The organism is Bradyrhizobium sp. UFLA03-84, from assembly GCF_002289535.1.
GTDB lineage: Bacteria > Pseudomonadota > Alphaproteobacteria > Rhizobiales > Xanthobacteraceae > Bradyrhizobium > Bradyrhizobium viridifuturi.
The window spans coordinates 1,579,105-1,596,241 of record NZ_NSJY01000013.1 but is presented as its reverse complement, the minus strand read 5'-3'; the positions used below and the strand labels follow the sequence as shown (position 1 = coordinate 1,596,241).

The following is a 17,137-nucleotide window of genomic DNA, read 5'->3' as shown; positions in this document are numbered from 1 at the left end:
CTCCTGACTGCTGCCTTGGCTGCTGCCCCGGCCACCCGACACCGTCATTGCACTTCCCCTGCACCCCAGTTCGCTGGAGAACGCTCCAATTAGTGCAGGAGCGGCGTCCGCAAGTCGAGGGTCAAGGGAAACTCAATTGTGCGTTCCTCCGGCGGCGTTTCGATCTTGCCGGGGGTGTGGCCGTGTTCCTGGAAGCGTGCCAGCCGCCGCGCCTCGGCCTCGTAGGAATTGACCGGCTTGGTCTCGTAGTTGCGGCCGCCGGGATGGGCGACATGATAGACGCAGCCGCCGAGCGAGCGGCCGTTCCAGGTGTCGATCAGGTCGAACGTCAAGGGCGCGTGCACGGGAATCGTGGGATGTAGGCCGGAGGCCGGTTGCCAGGCCTTGAAGCGGACGCCTGCAACCGCCTCGCCCGAGCGGCCGGTCTCGGTCATCGGCATTCGCCTGCCATTGCAGGTGACGACATGGCGGCCCTCCACGAAACCGGTGGCCTTCACCTGCAACCGTTCGACCGACGAATCGACATAGCGCACGGTGCCGCCCGAGGTGCCCTCCTCGCCCAGCACATGCCAGGGCTCGAGCGCCTGCCGCAGCTCAAGGCCGACGCCACCGTGATGGACCCGGCCGAAGGCGGGGAAGCGGAATTCGAGCTGCGCCTGATACCATTCCGGTTCGACGTCGTAGCCGAACTGCTTGAGCTCGGCGAGCACGCCCAGAAAATCCTCCCAGAGGAAATGCGGCAGCATGAAGCGGTCATGCAGCGCGGTACCCCACCGCACGAACTTCCCGTCCTGCGGCTCGCGCCACAGCTTCGCGATCAGTGCACGGATCAACAACTGCTGCGCCAGCGACATGCGCGGATCGGGCGGCATTTCGAGCGCGCGGAATTCGACCAGGCCAAGGCGGCCGGTCGGGCCGTCGGGCGAATAGAGCTTGTCGATGCAGATCTCGGCGCGATGGGTGTTGCCGGTGATGTCGACCAGGATGTGCCGAAACAGCCGGTCGACCAGCCATAGCGGCGCGTCCATGCCCGGCGGCGGCACGTGCGCCAGCGCGATCTCCAATTCATAGAGCCCGTCATGCCGCGCCTCGTCGATCCGCGGCGCCTGGCTGGTCGGGCCGATGAACATGCCGGAGAACAGATAGGACAGCGACGGATGCCGCTGCCAATACAGCACGAGGCTCTTCAGCAGATCGGGCCGGCGGAGGAACGGCGAATCTTCCGGCTTGCTGCCGCCGACCACGATGTGGTTGCCGCCGCCGGTGCCAGTGTGGCGGCCGTCGATCAGGAAGCGGTTGGCCCCTAACCGCGTCTTCGCGGAATCCTCGTAGAGGCCGAGCGTGATGTCGACGGCCTCGCGCCAGCTCTGCGCCGGCTGCACGTTGATCTCGATCACGCCCGGGTCCGGCGTCACCTTGATCACCTCGATGCGCGGATCGAACGGTGGCGCGTAGCCTTCGACGTGGACTGCGAGCTGCGTTTCCTCCGCGGTCGCCTCGATTGCCGTGATCAGTTCGAGATAATCCTCGACCTTCTCGACCGGCGGCATGAAGACACATATCACGCTGTCGCGGACTTCGATCGCCATTGCGGTACGCACCGGCAGCGGCTCGGGGATGTCCTTCAGCGCCTGCTTCAGCTCCGCGTCGGCGAGCGCCTCGCGCGGCGCCATCGGATCCTGCTCGACGATGTAGGGATAGTCCTCCGGCGGGACATGTTCGAGCGAGCCGATCGGCAGCCGCAGGCCGAGCGGCGAATCGCCGGGTGATGCGAACAGATGGCTGCGGCGGATCTTCCAATGCTCGCTGCGCCAGCGCGCAGGGATCTTGTCGGCAAGCGGCGTCCAACGCTGGATCGGCAGCACAAAGCCTTTCGGCGTCGTCAGTCCCGCGTCGAACACCCGCGCCAGCCGCGCGCGCTCTTCGGCATCCGTCAGCTTGGAGTTATCGGGCGTGACGTTGGCCGGCAGCCCGGCTTCACGCTGCAGCCAGAACGCCGGGTCCTCATAGGCCGGCATGACATGGTCGGCGCGGAGTCCGAGCTTCTTCGCAGTGCCGACGGCAAAGCGCTCAGCATCGGCAACCCTTGCCTTGCGCAGATTCTCGATCGACGCGATCAGGTCGGCGTTCTTCCAGATCGGCTTGCCGTCCTTGCGCCAATAGAGACCGAACGCCCAGCGCGGCAGGCTCTCGCCGGGATACCATTTGCCCTGGCCGTAATGCAGCAGGCCGCCCGGCGCGAACCGCGTGCGCAACTTACGGATCAACTCGTCGGCCAGCGCGCGCTTGGTCGGGCCGACCGCGGCAACGTTCCACTCTGGCGATTCCAGATCGTCGACCGAGACGAAGGTCGGCTCGCCGCCCATGGTCAGCCGCACGTCATGCCCTTCAAGATCGCTATCGACCAGCTCGCCGAGCTGGTCGAGCCGCGCCCAGGATGCATCCGAAAACGGTCTGGTGATCCGCGGCGCTTCGCGGATGCGCTTGACGCTCATCTCGAAGCCGAACTCGACATTGGCGGCGCCTGCGGTGCCGGTCACCGGCGAGGCCGAGCGGTAGTGCGGCGTGGCGCAGACCGGAATGTGGCCCTCGCCCGTCAACATGCCGGAAGTGACGTCGAACCCGATCCAGCCCGCGCCCGGAAGATAGACCTCGGCCCAGGCGTGCAGATCGGTGAAATCGTTCTCGACCTCGCGCGGCCCCTCGAGCGGATCGATATCGGGCCGCAGCTGGATGAGATATCCGGAGACGAAGCGCGCGGCGAGACCGAGATGCCGCAGCGTCTGGATCAAAAGCCAAGCCGAGTCGCGGCACGAGCCGGAGCAAGCGGCCAGCGTCTCCTCCGGCGTCTGGATGCCGGCCTCCATCCGGATCACGTAGCTGATCTTCTTCTGCAGCTGCGCGTTCAGCTCGACCAGGAAATTGACGGTGCTGTCAGCCTGGCGCGGAATGTCCTTCAGGTACGCCGCGAGCAACGGCCCGGGCTCCTCGGTCTCGAGATAGGGCGCGAGCTCGGTCTTGAGATCACCGGGATATTCGAATGGAAAACTGTTGGCATAGGGCTCGACGAAGAAGTCGAACGGATTGACCACCGTCATCTCAGCGGTGAAGTCGACCTCGACCTTGAGCTCGGTTGCCTTCTCCGGGAAGACGTAGCGCGCCAGCCAGTTGCCCTGTGGGTCCTGCTGCCAGTTCACGAAATGATTTGATGGCATGACCTTGAGCGAATAGCTCAGGATCGGCGTGCGGGTATGCGGCGCCGGCCGGAGCCGAATGGTCTGGGGCCCGAGATCGATCGGCCGGTCGTATTTGTAGTGCGTGACGTGATGCAGTGCGACGAAGATCGACACGGACCGAGGACTCCAGCAGCTTTTTTAAGCAGAACACTGGTTCCGGTATGGATCAAGCACTAACAACGGGCAGCGGTTGCCCAGGAATTGTCCGTGCGGTTGTCCCAATGGAAGTGACTGACGCGGCTGATTGGCCCCACCGGCTAGCGGCCGATCGCACCTGACACCTGCGACGCAAGCTGCTCGGCGAGCATGTGATAGCCTTCGGGGGTCAGGTGCACGCCATCGGGCTGATGCGGCAGTCCGCCCAACATCCCGTTGGCAAGCATGATCACGGTGATGCCGCGGGCGCTGAGGCGGCTTTGAATATCCGCTGTCCGGTCCGGGCGACCCTTGCGCCGGTCGTTGCCGCCGGGCTGCAGGATCACCGCGCGGGTGCCATTCGGGACCGCCCGGTCGAGGCGTTGCAGCATCCCTTCGGTGGTGTCGCCATTGATGCCGGCGTTCACGATACGGACGTTCAGCCCCTTCGCCCGCAGGATCGATTCGAGCTGCGCGGGATAGGCCTGGTTGCGCGCCACGCCCTTGCCGTAGGTGTTGCTCGCGCCAAGCGCGACGACGGTTGCGGCGTCACCCGAGGCGGCGCCGAGGATGAATGCGGCCAGAAATGCGAGGCATCCAATAAGTCCGAACCGAAGCGCGCGCATGCTTCCTCCGTTCAGTCGTAGCCTGGATGGAGCGTATCGTAATCCGTGGGGACAGCAAACTCGTCGTCCCGGCGAAGGCCGAGACCCATAACCACCGACCGTGGCGATGCGGAAGGTGTCTGCCACCGCCCTGAAACGATAGATCACGCGGTATGGGCACCGGCCTTCGCCGGGACGACAGCGAGAATGCGGCCTGTATTGCAGCTCCCAAGCGCTACATCGTCGCGCCAAGCACCCACGGCGCGAACTCGGCGCCGCCGAAATCAAAGCTCTCGCTCTTGGTCGGCTGGCCCGAGGCGGTCTTGAGGATGAGGTCGAAGATGCGCTGGCCGCATTCCTGCACGCTCTCCTCGCCGTCGAGGATGGTGCCGCAATTGACGTCCATGTCGTCCTGCATCCGCTTGTACATCGGCGTGTTGGTGGCGAGCTTGATCGACGGCGCGGGCTTGCAGCCGAACACGCTGCCGCGGCCGGTGGTGAAGCAGACCAGGTTGGCGCCGCCGGCGACCTGCCCAGTCGCAGCGACCGGGTCGTAGCCGGGCGTGTCCATGAACACGAAGCCCTTCTTGGTGACGGGCTCGGCGTAATGCAGCACGTCGACCAGGTTGGTGCTGCCGGCCTTGGCCATCGCACCGAGCGACTTCTCAAGGATCGTCGTGAGACCGCCCGCCTTGTTGCCGGGGCTCGGATTGGCGTTCATCTCGGCGCCCTCGCGCTGGGTGTATTCCTCCCACCAGCGCATCAGGCCGACCAATTTCTCGCCGACCTCGCGGCTGACGGCGCGACGCGTCAACAAATGCTCGGCGCCATAGGTTTCGGGCGTCTCCGACAGGATCACCGTGCCGCCGTGGCGCACCAAGAGATCGCTCGCCGCGCCCAGCGCGGGGTTGGCCGACACGCCGGAGTATCCATCCGAGCCGCCGCATTGCAGCGCCACGGTGAGCTCGCTCGCCGGCACCGCCTCGCGCTTGACCTTGTTGGCATCAGTGAGCGCCTCCTTCACGAAGGCAACTCCGGCTTCCACGGTCTTGCGGGTGCCGCCGACCTCCTGGATGTCCATCGCGCGCAGGCGGCCGGCGAGCTTCTGCTCCTGCATCAGGCCGCCGATCTGGTTCACCTCGCAGCCGAGGCCGAGCACGATGACGTTGGAGAAATTGACGTGGCGCGCATAGCCGCCGAGCGTGCGGCGAAGCAGCGCCAAGGGCTCGTCCTGGGTCATGCCGCAGCCGGTCTTGTGGGTCAGCGCGACGACGCCGTCGACATTCGGGTAGTCGGCGAGCGGATTGTCGCCGGTGAACGGATTCTTCTTGAACATGTCGGCGACGATGCCGGCGACGTGGGCGCTGCAATTCACCGAGGTGAGGATGCCGATATAGTTGCGCGTCGCGACGCGGCCGTCGGCGCGGCGGATGCCCTCGAAGGTCGCCGGCAGATCGAAATTCGGCACCGGCTTGACGTCGACGCCATAGGCATAGTCCTTCGCGAAATCGCCCATGCCGCAGTTCTGCGTGTGCACATGCTGGCCGGGCGCGATCGGCTGGGTCGCAAAGCCGATGATCTGACCGTAACGCCGGATCGGTTCGCCCATCGCGATCGGCTTGATCGCAACCTTGTGGCCGGCCGGAATGCGGTCGACCGTGGTGACGCCCTCGGTCACCTCAAGCCCCGGCGGCAGGCTCGCGCGCGCGATCAAAACGCTGTCGTCGGCGTGCAGGCGGATCACTTGTGCCGAGGCCATGGGAGTTCTCCTTTGGAGCGAATAGCGAATGGCGAGTAGCGAATAGAATTGGGAGTAGCGTCATTCGCTACTCCCTGTTCGCCATCCGCGAAGATGACTACGCCTTGCCGCCGGACTTCTCGCGGGTCGCGTTGACCTGCATCTTGGCGTAGACCTGCATCAGGCCGACTTCGTTCGACAGCGTCACGAGCTTGAAGCCCATGTTGATCGCGCGCACCGCGCCCTCGGCACCCGAGCAGTGGATGCCCGGGTTGAGGCCGCGCTTGCCGCACTCCTTGATGATCTTCTCGTAGATCTTGAGGATCTCCGGCTCGTCGCGATCGAGCTTCGGCACCAGACCGTAGGAGAAGCCGAGATCGGACGGACCGATATAGACGCCGTCGATGCCTTCGACATCGAGGATCGCTTCCATGTTCTCGACCGCGGTCTTGGTCTCCATCATCGGCAGCAGCACGATCTCGTCGTTGGCGGTCTGCTGATAGGTGCCGGCCGAGCCGTACATGCCGGCGCGGATCGGACCGTTGGAGCGCACGCCCTTCGGCGGATACTTCGCATAGGAGACGAGGTTCTTGGCTTCCTGCGGCGTGTTGACCATCGGGCAGATCACGCCATAGGCGCCGCCGTCCAGCACCTTGCCGATGATGCCGGGCTCATTCCAGGGCACGCGGACCATCGGCGTCACCGGATGGGCATGCATCGCCTGGAAGCATTGCACCATCGACTGATAATCCTGCACGCCGTGCTGCATGTCGACGGTGACGCTGTCGAAGCCGCATTGCGCGATCACTTCGGCCGAAAACCCGGAGGGGATCGCGAGCCACGCGTTGACCACCGCCTTGCCCGATGCCCAGACCTGCTTGACCTTGTTTGCCATTGATTGCGTTTCCTTTTGTGGTTCTCGGAGGTTTTCTTGGGAAGCGGACCTCAGCTGGTCGCCCGCTGGATCGAGACTTCGCTGACGCCGACTTCGCGCGCGGTATTCACTATCGCCGCCCAGGTGTCGTCAGGCAAGGGGATGCCGTTCTTGGTGCGATCGGCGCGGGTCTTGCGCTCAGGATCGCCCGGAACCAGCACGGAATCCGTGCCCGCGATCGGCTTGGTGGCGCGGATGAAGTCGGTGTAGCGGGTGATTTCGCCGTCGAAGAAGTTGCTGGTGTCGATCACCTTGGGATCGATGTAGAACGCCATCATGCCGTTGGCGAAACGGCGGTCCGACGACGTCGCGCCGGTGCCGGTCAGCGCACCGCCGAGCAGCTCGCAGATGAAGGCGAGGCCCGAGCCCTTGTGGTCGCCGAAGGCGCGGATCGCGCCGGTTCCCTTGGTGTGGTCGCGCGGCCCATCCGGCGTATACGGACCATACAGAACGTGCGGATCCTCGCTCAGCGTGCCGTCGGCATCGACCAGCGCGCCGATCGGCAGCTTCTTGCCGCCGCGGCTCGCCACCAGACACTTGCCCTCGGCGACGACCGAGGTCGCGAAATCCAGCACGATCGGGTCCTGGCCCTGGCGCGGAATGCCGACGCAATAGGGCGCGGTCGACAGCCGCTTCTCGACGCCGCCATAGGGCGCGACCAGCAGCGAGCCCGCCGCGGTGACGAAATGAATTGAAACAAGTCCCTCGGCGGCAGCCATCTCGGCCCAGTCGCCGACGCGGCCGAGGTGGCCGGAGTTGCGCAGCGCGACCGCCGCAAGCCCCGCCTTCTTGCACTTCTCGATGCCGAGCCTGACCGCAACCGGCGTGACGGTCTGGCCATAGCCGAACTTGCCGTCGACAACAGCGAGCGACGGCGTGTCGACCACCACTTCGGGGGTCTGGTTCGGCACGATCGAGCCCATCTTCTTCCACCTGACATACACGGGCACGCGGATCACGCCGTGGCTGTCATGCCCGGTGAGGTTCGCCGTCGTCAGATAGGTCGCGATGCGCTTCGCCTCTTCCGGAGAGGATTCCGAATGCGAAAACACCTCGGACACGAAGTTGATGAGATTATCGACCTTGATGGTGACCATGGAAATCCTGCTCGCTCAGTAAAGCACGGGACGTTGTCAGGCGTGGGTCTTGGCGTGGCCGCCGAGATAGGCCGCCGCGATGGCTTCATTGCCCCACAATTCGTCGGGCTTGCCGCCGAGCACGATACGCCCGGTTTCGAGAACAAAACCGTGATCGGCGACCGAAAGTCCCATGCGCGCATTTTGCTCGACGAGCAAGACCGTGGTGTCCTTCCTGATCTGCGAGATGATGCGGAACACCGCCTGCACGATCACGGGCGCCAGCCCGAGCGACGGTTCGTCGAGCAGTAGCAGCCGCGGCTTGGCCATCAGGCCCCGCGCCACCGCGACCATCTGCAATTGGCCGCCGGACAGCGTCCAGCCCAGCGCGTTGGAGAACGCGCGAATATCCGGGAACAGATCGAACATCGCGTCGGCCTCGCGCGAGATCTGCGACGCCGAAACCTTCCGGTTCGAGGCGCCGAGCATGATGTTCTCTTTCACGGTGAGGCCCGGGAACACGCGGCGGCCTTCCGGCACATGCGAGATGCCGAGCCGCACGATCGCTTCCGGCCCGAGGCCGGCGATCGAGTGACCGTCAAACAGGATGTCGCCGGAGGCGGGCTTGGCAAGGCCGGAGATCGCGCGCAGCGTGGTTGACTTGCCGGCACCGTTGGCACCGAGCAGCGTGACCACCTGCCCCTGCTCCACGGCGATGGTGACGCCGCGCAGCGCCTCGATCTCGCCGTAGCGGACCACGAGATTGCGGATTTCGAGCAGCGGCATCATTCGCTCCCGAGATAGGCGGAGACGACGTCGGGATGGCGCAGCACCGCCATCGACTCGCCATCCGCGATGCGGCGTCCGAAGTTCAGCACGGTGATGTGCTGGGCGGCTTCCGAGACCAGCGTCATGTCATGATCGATGATCAGGATGGTGAGGCCTTGCGCCGCGATGCGCTTGAGCAATTCATGCAGCTCGAGCTTCTCGGTCGAATTGAGGCCGGCAGCCGGCTCGTCGAGCAGCAGCAAAGTCGGGTTCGACGCCAGCGCCCGCGCGATCTCGATCAGGCGCTGGTGGCCGTAGGAGAAGCTCGAGATCAGCTCATTGGCGCGGCTGCCGAGGCCGACGAAGGTCAACGCCTCCATCGCCCGTTCGGTCAGCGCGTCGTCGCCCTTCCCGATCATGGTGTTGCCCGGCCGCTCGGCGCCGATCTCGACGTTTTCGAGCGCCGTCATCGAGCGGAACAGGCGGATGTTCTGGAAGGTGCGTCCGAGACCCGCGGCCGTGCGCTGATGTGGCGCCATGTTGGTGATGTCGGTGCCGTCGAGCACGATCTTGCCCGACGTCGCCTTGTAGAGACCGGACAGCACGTTCAGCGTCGTGGTCTTGCCGGAGCCGTTAGGGCCGATCAGCGCGTGCACGCTGCCGCGCTTTACCGCGATGTCGACGCCGTCGACCGCCTTGAGGCCGCCGAAATGCTTCGAGAGTCCGGTGACCTCGAGCACGACGTCGCCGCCTGACGTCGCGGGCTTGAGCTGCAGCGCTCCGGCAACGGGCGGCGCCTTGCTGTGCGCGCGCATCCGCGTGAACGCGTCGGACACGAAGCCCCAGATGCCGTCAGGCATGAAGCGGATGATCAGGATCACCGACAGGCCGTAGATCGCAAGGTAGAGGCCAGGCACGCTCTTGAGGAAGCGCAGCCATTCCGGGATCAGGATCAGGAGGCCGGTGCCGATCACCGAGCCGATTGGCGAGGCCACGCCGCCGAGCAGCGACATGGTCAGGAACTGGATCGACTCCGCAAACGAGAACTGGTCGGGGCTGACATAGGCGAAGCCGCCCGCGAACAGGCCGCCCGCGAGGCCGCCGAGCAACGCGCACAGCCCGAACGCGGAGACCTTGGTGCGGAACACGTCGATGCCGTTGACGCCGGCCGCGAGCTCATTGTCGCGCACCGCGCGCATGGCTCGGCCGAGCTTGGTGTCAGGCAGATGCCAGACCAGATAGCCGACGATCGCGAGCATCGCGACGCAGAAGGCCAGGTAGCTTTGCGAGGACTGGAACAGCTCGGGCCGGCGGATGTTGGCGACGCCGTCCGGCCCGTGGGTCAGCCAGATCGCGTTGATCATCACCAGCGTCACGATCTGCTGGAACGAGATCGTCACCATGGCAAGGTAGTGTCCGCCGAGCCGCAGCGTCGACATGCCCAGGACCGCACCGGCGACCAGCGTGATCGCGCAGCCGCCAACCAGGCAGAGCCAGAAGTTCAGATGCAGGTCGGCGGTCCCGAGGCCGACGGCATAGGCCCCGAAGCCGAAGAACGCGGCCTGCGCCAGATTGATCTGACCGCACAGGCCGAGCACGACCGACAGCCCGAACACCGCGATCGAGAAGGTCGTGGCCTGCAGCAGGATGTTGAGGATGTAGCCGTCGAACTGCATGCCGGCGGCGAGCGCCACCAGCACGGCCGCGCCGATGAAATACGGCAGATGGCGAATGATCAGCGGTTTCGAGCGCACGGCCGGCGCCGGAATCATGTTGTCGCTGGCGCTCATGCTTTCTCCGCGACACGTTCGCCGAAGATGCCCTGCGGCCGGAACACCAGGAAGGCGATCAGCACCAGGAAGGCAAAGCCGTCCTTGTACGGCACCGAGATGTAGGCCGCACCGAAGGTTTCGATCACACCGAGCGCGAGACCGCCGACGATCGCGCCGGCGACATCGCCGAAGCCGCCGATGATGGTCGCGGCAAACGCCTTCAGCGCGATCGTCGAGCCCATCTGGATCGAGACGAACAGCACCGGCGCCACCAGGATGCCGGCGAGGCCGCCGAGCACGGCCGAATAGATGAAGGTGATCATGATCATGGTGGAGACGGAAATGCCGAGCAGCGAGGCCATCTCCTTGTCCTGCGAGGTCGCCTGCAGCTTCTTGCCGAGCAGCGTCTTCTCAAAGAACCAGAAATTAAACAGCACCAGCAGGATCGTGACGCCGATGATCAGAAGATACTGGCTGTCGAGATAGACCGGTCCGAGCTGGATGCCGGGCGTGTCGAACCAGCCCTGCAGCACCTGCGGCTGCGGACCGTAGATCGCGAGCACCGAGTTCGACAGCAGGATCGAGGCGCCAATGGTGGCGATGATGACCGGCAGATAGGTGCGGTGGCGCAGCGGATAGTAGACGCCGAGATTGAAGATGACGCCGAGCAGCGCCATGCCGGCAAGCGCGATCACAAAGGACAGCCAGTAAGGTAGGCCGAGCTCGACGCAGACCACCATCAGATAGGCGGCCACCATCGAGAACTCGCCTTGCGCGAAGTTCACCACATTGGTGGCGCGGAAGATCAGCACGAAACCGAGCGCGACCAGCGCGTAGACCGCGCCGATGCCGATTCCGGTGAAGAGTAGCTGGAGAACCAGATCCATGACAGCGCTCGATCAGAACAGTGGACGCAGAAGATCGGCCTCGCCGTGCACGACGGCGAGGCCGAACCGCGATCAATCGTTGAAGTCGATGTGCTTGTCGTAGACGATCTTGCCCTTGTCGTTCTTCACGACGTTATAGCCGTGCAGACCGTCACCGTTCTTGTCGAAATTATATTCGCCTTCGGCGCCGGCGAATTTCTGCGTTGCCAGGATGGCGTCGCGGATCTTGTTCGGATCGGTCGAGCCGGCCTTGTTGATCGCCGCCGACAGGATGGTGATCGCGTCGTACGGCCAGGCGCTCTGGTTGTCGGGCGCGGTCTTGTAGGCATCGCGATAAGCCTTGCCGAACGCCTTCGCGGTGTCGCTGGAGTCCTCGGCAAAATCTGCGACACCATAGGTGCCGAACAGCGCAGGGCCGGCGAGCTTGGTCGAGGACACCGCCACCACCGAGGGTGAACCGACCCAGGGGATGTTGACGCCGAGCTGGCGCAGCTGGCGGGCAAAGATGCCGAGATCATTCTCGAAGGTGAAGTAGGTGCCGAGCACGTCGGCGCCGGACTGCTTCACGGCCAGCACGACCGGAGTAAAGTCCTGGCTCTGGTTGGCATAGCCTTGGTCAAGCACCGGCGGCGCGCCGAGCTTGGTCAGCGCCTCGGTGAGCGCTTTGCCGCCCGCGGTGCCGAACGCGTCGGTGGAATGGACGATCGCCCACTTCTTCTTGCCAAGCGTGGTGACGCCGAAGTCGGCGATCACGCGGCCGGAGTAATTGTCGTTCGGGCGGAAACGGAACAGCCAGGGATTGCCGGAATGGGTGAGATCGGGGTTGGTGCCGCCGATCATCACGGGCTTGCCGACCTTGATGACGTCGGGCGCCATCGCCTGCACCTGGGTCGAGCGGATCGAGCCGAGGAAGGCAACGATGTCGGATTGCGCGGCAAGCTTGGAGAAGGCCAGCACGATGCCGGGATTGGTGGTCTGGTCGTCCTCGATGACGAGCTCGACCTGCTTGCCGAGCACGCCGCCGGCCTTGTTGACCGCGGCAAGCGCCAACTTGGCGCCATTCTGGGCCCACAGCCCCTGCTCGGCTGCCGGTCCGGTCACCGGCACGCACATCCCGATCTTGATGGTTGCTCCCTGCGCCCAGGCGCTGCGCATCAGCGCAGGAGCAGCGAGACCTGCCGCCAAGCCGGCGGAAAACTCACGCCTCGTCAGTTTCATTCAATCCTCCCTGTCATGCGCCGAACTTGCATGTCGGCTGCGTTGAGACGAGCTGACGCGTCGATCTGCTGCCCAATCCGCAGCCATCGAGCGGCGCGGCGAACAAACATTGGCACCACTGCGGTGCAAAAGACGCGCAACAGCGGCCATCAATCTGGCGTTTGCCGCAGCTAAACATGATTGCACATTGCACGCAATAGCCAAAAATTCGCTGGTAACGGTGCGTAAATGCCTGCTACCTGCAACATGACGCGATCACATGGTAATGTGACGGCGGGCAGCCATCGATGTCGATTCCAAGAGCGAAATCGCAGACCAGACGGAAGCAACCGGCCTACGCGCTGATCAAGAGCGCGTTGGCAAAGCACATCCGGGCCGGTCACGTGCCTCCCGGCACGGTGCTCTCCGAGTCGGCGATCGCGACTTTGTTCGGCTCGAGCCGCTCCCCGGTGCGGCAGGCCTTCGAACAGCTGGAGCACGTCGGGCTGGTGCGCCGGTTCGACGGCCGCGGCGTCATCGCCGGCAAGCGCAAGGTCGAGCCACGGCGCGTCCCGATCACACCGGAGATGTTTGGGCTGACCGACGGCCCTGTCGACGCGGTGCGCAGCGATGCCTGGGACGCGCTCTATTACAAGCTCGAACGCGAAATCATCTACCGGTCGCTGTTCGGACGCTTCCGCGTCAGCGAGCTGGCACTGGCGCGGCATTTCCGGGTCGGACGCACCGTGGCGCGCAATCTGCTGCTCCGCGCGCAGGCGATCGGAATCCTTGAGAAAGGCGCCAAGGCGCATTGGTACGTGGTGCCGCTGGACGAGGATCGCCTGCGCGACATCTTCGAGGTGCGCGCAACCCTCGAGCCGCTGCTGCTCAAATCCGCGACGGCGAAGATTCCGACCGCGCTGCTTGACCGGATGGCGGAGCGGCTGCGCGAGGGAATTCAATTCCGCAGCCGCGTCGGCGTCGGCGAGCTCGACGAGATCGAGGGCGACCTTCATATCCGCTGCCTGGGTTACGGCGTCAATCGCGAGATGATCGAAGCACTCAAGCGCACCCACTGCGCCTTCGTGATCGGCAAGCACATTCAGGTGGCACTGACCGCGCCGCAGATCGATTCCTTCATGGACGAACATCTGGTGATCATCGAAGCCTTGCGCGCGCGCGACGGCGACGCGGCGGCCGAGATCTTGCGCCGCCATATCGAGTGGTCCCACTCGAAGGTCGCGGGCTGGATCGCCGAATTCCGCGCGATCAACGTGATCTCACGCGTGCCCTACATGGCCTGACGGCATCGCCGCGTCGCGCCTAGTCGTCGGCTTCGACCTCGGCGTCATCGGCCGAGCCCATTCCGGCGAGACTTGCCTCCAGCACACCCAGCATTTCGTGCAACTCGGCGAGCTTGCGCGCACCATATCGTCGTGTGATTTCGGCGTAGATCGCCTCCGACGTCGGCGCTACCGCCTCGATCAGCTTCAACCCCTTGGCGGAGATCGAGACCACCGCACGCCGCGCGTCGTTCTCCGCCGCCTTGCGCTCGATCAACGCACGCCCTTCGAGATCGCGCAGGATGCGCGACAGGCTCGGGCCGAGCAGGAACGCCACGCGGGCGAGCTCGGTGACCTCGATCTCGTCGACCGCGGTCAGCGCACGCAGGATCCGCCACTGCTGCTCGGTCAGCCCGTGGTTGCGCAGCGACGGGCGGAATTGCCGCATCACCGCTTCGCGGGCACGGAGCAGCGACATCGGCAGCGAACGCGAGAATTCGCGCATCGGGCCACGCCGCGACGACGCCGCATCGTCAGCCTGCCCCGCCCCTGTCTCATCCGACGATTTCTTGCGCGCCATGACCTAATCCGCCGCCGCAAACTTTTGCGCTGCAACATGCACTGATTCAGTTTGCGGGAAATCACTTAACATGTTAATCATCTCCCGACATCCACTTTCTGTGTATCACGCATGGCCCTCTCCAAGGACGATATCCGCGCTGCCGCCGAACGGCTCGACACTGCGGAAAAGACCCGCAAGCAGATCCGCCAGCTCTCGCTGGAATACCCAAGCATCACCCTCGAAGACGCCTACGCGATTCAGAAGGCCTGGGTCGAGATGAAGGTGGCGCAGGGCCGCCTCGTCAAGGGCCACAAGATCGGTCTGACCTCGAAGGCGATGCAGAGCGCGCTCAATATCGACGAGCCGGATTCCGGCATCCTGCTCGACGACATGTTCTTTGCCGACGGCGGCCTGGTGCCGACCGACCGCTTCATCGCAACCCGCGTCGAGGCCGAGCTCGCCTTCGTGATGAAGCATCGCCTGGCGGGCCCGAACTGCACGCTGTTCGACGTGCTCAACGCCACCGACTTCGTGGTGCCGGCGCTGGAGATCCTGGATACCAGGGTCGAGCGCGTCGACCCCGAGACCAAGGCGACGCGCAAGATCTTCGATACCATCGCCGACAACGCCGCCAATGCCGGTATCGTGCTCGGCGGCCGGCCGATCCGCCCGCTGGAGGCCGATCTGCGCTGGATCGGCGCGCTGTGCTTCCGCAACGGCCAGCTCGAGGAAACCGGTCTCGCCGCCGGCGTGTTGAATCATCCGGCGACCGCGGTGGCGTGGCTCGCCAACAAGATCGCGCCGAACGGGCTGGCGCTGGAGGCCGGACAGGTCGTGCTGGCGGGCTCCTTCATCCGCCCGATCGAGACCCGCAAGGGCGACACCATCCAGGCCGATTACGGACCCTACGGTTCCGTGAGCTGCTACTTCGCCTGACGCCATCAGCAGGAGCGCTGCATGCCGCATTTCACGATTGAATACTCCGCCAATCTCGACGGCCTCCTCGACATGGGCGCGACCGTCGAACTGGTCCGCAAGGTCGCGGTCGAGACCGGCATCTTCCCGCTCGGCGGCATCCGTGTTCGCGCCGTCAGATGCGAGCATTACGCGATCGCCGACGGCCGCAAGAATTACGGCTTCCTCGACATGGTGCTGCGGCTCGGCGAAGGCCGCGACCTCGCCACCCGCAAGCAGGCCGGCGAGCACATCTTCAAGGCGCTATCGGCCCATCTCGATCCGGTATTCGCCAACAGCAAGTTCGCTCTGTCGTTCGACATGCAGATCAACGACAAGGAAACCAGCTGGAAACGCAACAACATCCACGACGCACTGAAGGTGGAGACGGTCAATGGATAAAGCGACAGCGAAATCATCAGCCGACGTATTCCAGGCCAATCGCGATCGCGCCGGTCCCCTGCTCGCGAAGTTGAAGGCAGAAGGCATCGGCAATGTGATCGACGGCAAGGTCGTGCCGGCGGCCTCCGGCCAGACTTTCGAGACGAAATCGCCCGTTGACGGCACGGTGCTGGCGACGGTCGCACGCGGCAATGCGGAGGATATCGACCGCGCGGCAACCGCGGCGGCCAAAGCCTTCAAGGCCTGGCGCGACATGCCGGCGGCGCAGCGCCGCAAGCTGCTGCATCGCGTCGCGGACGCGATCGAGGAGCGCGCCGACGACATCGCCGTGCTCGAATGCATCGATACCGGCCAGGCGCACCGCTTCATGGCCAAGGCGGCGATCCGCGCGGCGGAGAATTTCCGCTTCTTCGCCGATAAATGCGGCGAAGCCCGCGACGGTCTCAACACGCCTTCGGACGAGCACTGGAACATCTCGACCCGCGTGCCGATCGGTCCGGTCGGCGTGATCACGCCGTGGAACACGCCCTTCATGCTCTCGACCTGGAAGATCGCGCCTGCACTGGCCGCCGGCTGCACGGTGGTGCACAAGCCGGCGGAATGGTCGCCGGTGACCGCCGATATGCTGGTCAAGCTCGCCAAGCAGGCCGGCCTTCCCGACGGCGTGCTCAACACCGTGCATGGTTTCGGCGAAGAGGCCGGCAAGGCGCTGACCGAGCACCCCGCCATCAAGGCGATCGGCTTCGTCGGCGAGAGCTCGACCGGCTCGGCCATCATGGCCCAGGGCGCGCCGACCCTGAAGCGGGTGCATTTCGAGCTCGGCGGCAAGAACCCGGTGATCGTGTTCGACGACGCCGATCTCGACCGCGCGCTCGATGCCGTCGTGTTCATGATCTACTCGCTCAACGGCGAGCGCTGCACGTCGTCGAGCCGGCTGCTGGTTCAGGAGAGCATTGCCGGCAAGTTCATCGAGAAGCTGACAGCGCGCGTCAAGGCGCTCAAGGTCGGCCATCCCCTCGATCCCGCGACCGAGATCGGGCCGCTGATCCATGAACGGCACCTCGCCAAGGTGTGCAGCTATTTCGACGTCGCAAAGAAGGACGGCGCGACGATCGCGGTCGGCGGCAAGCCGCATGACGGCCCCGGCGGTGGACACTATGTGCAGCCGACGCTGGTCACTGGCGCCAATGCAACCATGCGCGTCGCGCAGGAAGAGGTGTTCGGCCCGTTCCTGACCGTGATCCCGTTCAGGGACGAGGCTGACGCCATCGAGATCGCCAACGGCGTGCAATACGGCCTGACCGGCTACGTCTGGACCGGCGAGATGGGCCGCGCGCTGCGCGTTGCCGATGCGCTGGAAGCCGGCATGATCTGGCTCAACTCGGAAAACGTCCGTCACCTGCCGACCCCGTTCGGCGGCATGAAGTCGTCCGGCATCGGCCGCGACGGCGGCGACTACTCGTTCGACTTCTACATGGAAACCAAGCACGTCTCGCTCGCGCGCGGGACGCACAAGATCCAGAAACTGGGAACTTAACCAGCACAGTCATTGCAGGGCGACGCTTAGCGGCGAGCCCGGAATGACGCA

The 17,137-nt window shown here is 64.9% G+C and carries 14 protein-coding genes; 4 read left to right on the top strand and 10 right to left on the bottom strand.

Features of this window, described 5'->3' with window-relative positions; genetic code table 11:
• Nucleotides 1–89: 89 nt before the first annotated feature.
• From CK489_RS21535 to CK489_RS21495, 9 genes are all read right to left on the bottom strand, one after another.
• On the bottom strand, nucleotides 90–3,350 hold the full coding sequence (locus CK489_RS21535) for a transglutaminase family protein (protein ID WP_095733605.1): 3,261 nt from the start codon (nucleotides 3,348–3,350) through the stop codon (nucleotides 90–92).
• Nucleotides 3,351–3,493: 143 nt separating this feature from the next.
• Nucleotides 3,494–3,997 carry a GDSL-type esterase/lipase family protein gene (locus CK489_RS21530; RefSeq protein WP_095733604.1) on the bottom strand — a complete coding sequence of 168 codons (504 nt, stop codon included), beginning with the start codon at nucleotides 3,995–3,997 and terminating at the stop codon, nucleotides 3,494–3,496.
• 214 nt (nucleotides 3,998–4,211) lie between these two features.
• Nucleotides 4,212–5,735 carry a UxaA family hydrolase gene (locus tag CK489_RS21525; RefSeq protein ID WP_095733603.1) on the bottom strand — a complete coding sequence of 508 codons (1,524 nt, stop codon included), beginning with the start codon at nucleotides 5,733–5,735 and terminating at the stop codon, nucleotides 4,212–4,214.
• A gap of 97 nt (nucleotides 5,736–5,832) precedes the next feature.
• Nucleotides 5,833–6,609, bottom strand: coding sequence for an HpcH/HpaI aldolase family protein (locus tag CK489_RS21520; RefSeq protein ID WP_021079919.1), 777 nt, complete (start codon nucleotides 6,607–6,609; stop codon nucleotides 5,833–5,835).
• A gap of 50 nt (nucleotides 6,610–6,659) precedes the next feature.
• A complete protein-coding gene (locus tag CK489_RS21515; protein WP_050626198.1) occupies nucleotides 6,660–7,745 on the bottom strand; it encodes a malate/lactate/ureidoglycolate dehydrogenase in 1,086 nt (361 codons plus the stop codon).
• 36 nt (nucleotides 7,746–7,781) lie between these two features.
• The gene (locus CK489_RS21510; protein WP_021079917.1) at nucleotides 7,782–8,510 is read right to left on the bottom strand and encodes an ABC transporter ATP-binding protein; all 729 of its coding nucleotides are present in this window, start codon (nucleotides 8,508–8,510) and stop codon (nucleotides 7,782–7,784) included.
• On the bottom strand, nucleotides 8,510–10,282 hold the full coding sequence (locus tag CK489_RS21505) for a branched-chain amino acid ABC transporter ATP-binding protein/permease (RefSeq protein ID WP_050626197.1): 1,773 nt from the start codon (nucleotides 10,280–10,282) through the stop codon (nucleotides 8,510–8,512). The genes CK489_RS21510 and CK489_RS21505 overlap by 1 nt, the downstream gene beginning before the upstream one ends.
• Nucleotides 10,279–11,151 carry a branched-chain amino acid ABC transporter permease gene (locus CK489_RS21500; protein WP_050406735.1) on the bottom strand — a complete coding sequence of 291 codons (873 nt, stop codon included), beginning with the start codon at nucleotides 11,149–11,151 and terminating at the stop codon, nucleotides 10,279–10,281. Before CK489_RS21500 ends, CK489_RS21505 begins: the two co-directional genes overlap by 4 nt.
• Before the next feature lie 72 nt (nucleotides 11,152–11,223).
• Nucleotides 11,224–12,369, bottom strand: coding sequence for an ABC transporter substrate-binding protein (locus tag CK489_RS21495; protein ID WP_095733602.1), 1,146 nt, complete (start codon nucleotides 12,367–12,369; stop codon nucleotides 11,224–11,226).
• 287 nt (nucleotides 12,370–12,656) lie between these two features.
• Here CK489_RS21495 and CK489_RS21490 point away from each other — a divergent pair, with 287 nt between their 5' ends.
• The gene (locus CK489_RS21490) at nucleotides 12,657–13,652 is read left to right on the top strand and encodes a GntR family transcriptional regulator (protein ID WP_095733601.1); all 996 of its coding nucleotides are present in this window, start codon (nucleotides 12,657–12,659) and stop codon (nucleotides 13,650–13,652) included.
• A 19-nt stretch (nucleotides 13,653–13,671) separates the two neighbouring features.
• On the opposite strand, the gene hpaR is transcribed toward CK489_RS21490, so the two are convergent.
• Nucleotides 13,672–14,136: a homoprotocatechuate degradation operon regulator HpaR gene (gene hpaR, locus CK489_RS21485; RefSeq protein WP_162240471.1), complete on the bottom strand. Its 465-nt coding sequence runs from the start codon at nucleotides 14,134–14,136 to the stop codon at nucleotides 13,672–13,674.
• 186 nt (nucleotides 14,137–14,322) lie between these two features.
• On the opposite strand from hpaR, the gene hpaH reads away from it, so the two are divergent.
• The 3 genes from hpaH to hpaE are packed head-to-tail and all read left to right on the top strand — an operon-like array spanning nucleotide 14,323 to nucleotide 17,086.
• Nucleotides 14,323–15,129 carry a 2-oxo-hept-4-ene-1,7-dioate hydratase gene (gene hpaH / locus CK489_RS21480; protein WP_095733600.1) on the top strand — a complete coding sequence of 269 codons (807 nt, stop codon included), beginning with the start codon at nucleotides 14,323–14,325 and terminating at the stop codon, nucleotides 15,127–15,129.
• Nucleotides 15,130–15,150: 21 nt separating this feature from the next.
• Entirely contained in the window at nucleotides 15,151–15,549 is a 399-nt protein-coding gene (locus CK489_RS21475; RefSeq protein WP_095733599.1) for a 5-carboxymethyl-2-hydroxymuconate Delta-isomerase, read from the top strand.
• Entirely contained in the window at nucleotides 15,542–17,086 is a 1,545-nt protein-coding gene (gene hpaE / locus CK489_RS21470) for a 5-carboxymethyl-2-hydroxymuconate semialdehyde dehydrogenase (RefSeq protein ID WP_095733598.1), read from the top strand. The genes CK489_RS21475 and hpaE overlap by 8 nt, the downstream gene beginning before the upstream one ends.
• Nucleotides 17,087–17,137 lie beyond the last annotated feature (51 nt).

Bases quoted from the DNA above. Each gene is read 5' to 3' on its own strand.
- CK489_RS21525 (WP_095733603.1), bottom strand. From the start codon at position 5,735: ATGGCCTCGGCACAAGTGATCCGCCTGCACGCCGACGACAGCGTTTTG.
- CK489_RS21500 (WP_050406735.1), bottom strand. From the start codon at position 11,151: ATGGATCTGGTTCTCCAGCTACTCTTCACCGGAATCGGCATCGGCGCG.
- CK489_RS21510 (WP_021079917.1), bottom strand. From the start codon at position 8,510: ATGCCGCTGCTCGAAATCCGCAATCTCGTGGTCCGCTACGGCGAGATC.
- CK489_RS21475 (WP_095733599.1), top strand. From the start codon at position 15,151: ATGCCGCATTTCACGATTGAATACTCCGCCAATCTCGACGGCCTCCTC.
- hpaE (WP_095733598.1), top strand. From the start codon at position 15,542: ATGGATAAAGCGACAGCGAAATCATCAGCCGACGTATTCCAGGCCAAT.
- CK489_RS21530 (WP_095733604.1), bottom strand. From the start codon at position 3,997: ATGCGCGCGCTTCGGTTCGGACTTATTGGATGCCTCGCATTTCTGGCC.
- CK489_RS21490 (WP_095733601.1), top strand. From the start codon at position 12,657: ATGTCGATTCCAAGAGCGAAATCGCAGACCAGACGGAAGCAACCGGCC.
- hpaR (WP_162240471.1), bottom strand. From the start codon at position 14,136: ATGCGCGAATTCTCGCGTTCGCTGCCGATGTCGCTGCTCCGTGCCCGC.
- CK489_RS21495 (WP_095733602.1), bottom strand. From the start codon at position 12,369: ATGAAACTGACGAGGCGTGAGTTTTCCGCCGGCTTGGCGGCAGGTCTC.
- CK489_RS21520 (WP_021079919.1), bottom strand. From the start codon at position 6,609: ATGGCAAACAAGGTCAAGCAGGTCTGGGCATCGGGCAAGGCGGTGGTC.
- CK489_RS21515 (WP_050626198.1), bottom strand. From the start codon at position 7,745: ATGGTCACCATCAAGGTCGATAATCTCATCAACTTCGTGTCCGAGGTG.
- hpaH (WP_095733600.1), top strand. From the start codon at position 14,323: ATGGCCCTCTCCAAGGACGATATCCGCGCTGCCGCCGAACGGCTCGAC.
- CK489_RS21505 (WP_050626197.1), bottom strand. From the start codon at position 10,282: ATGAGCGCCAGCGACAACATGATTCCGGCGCCGGCCGTGCGCTCGAAA.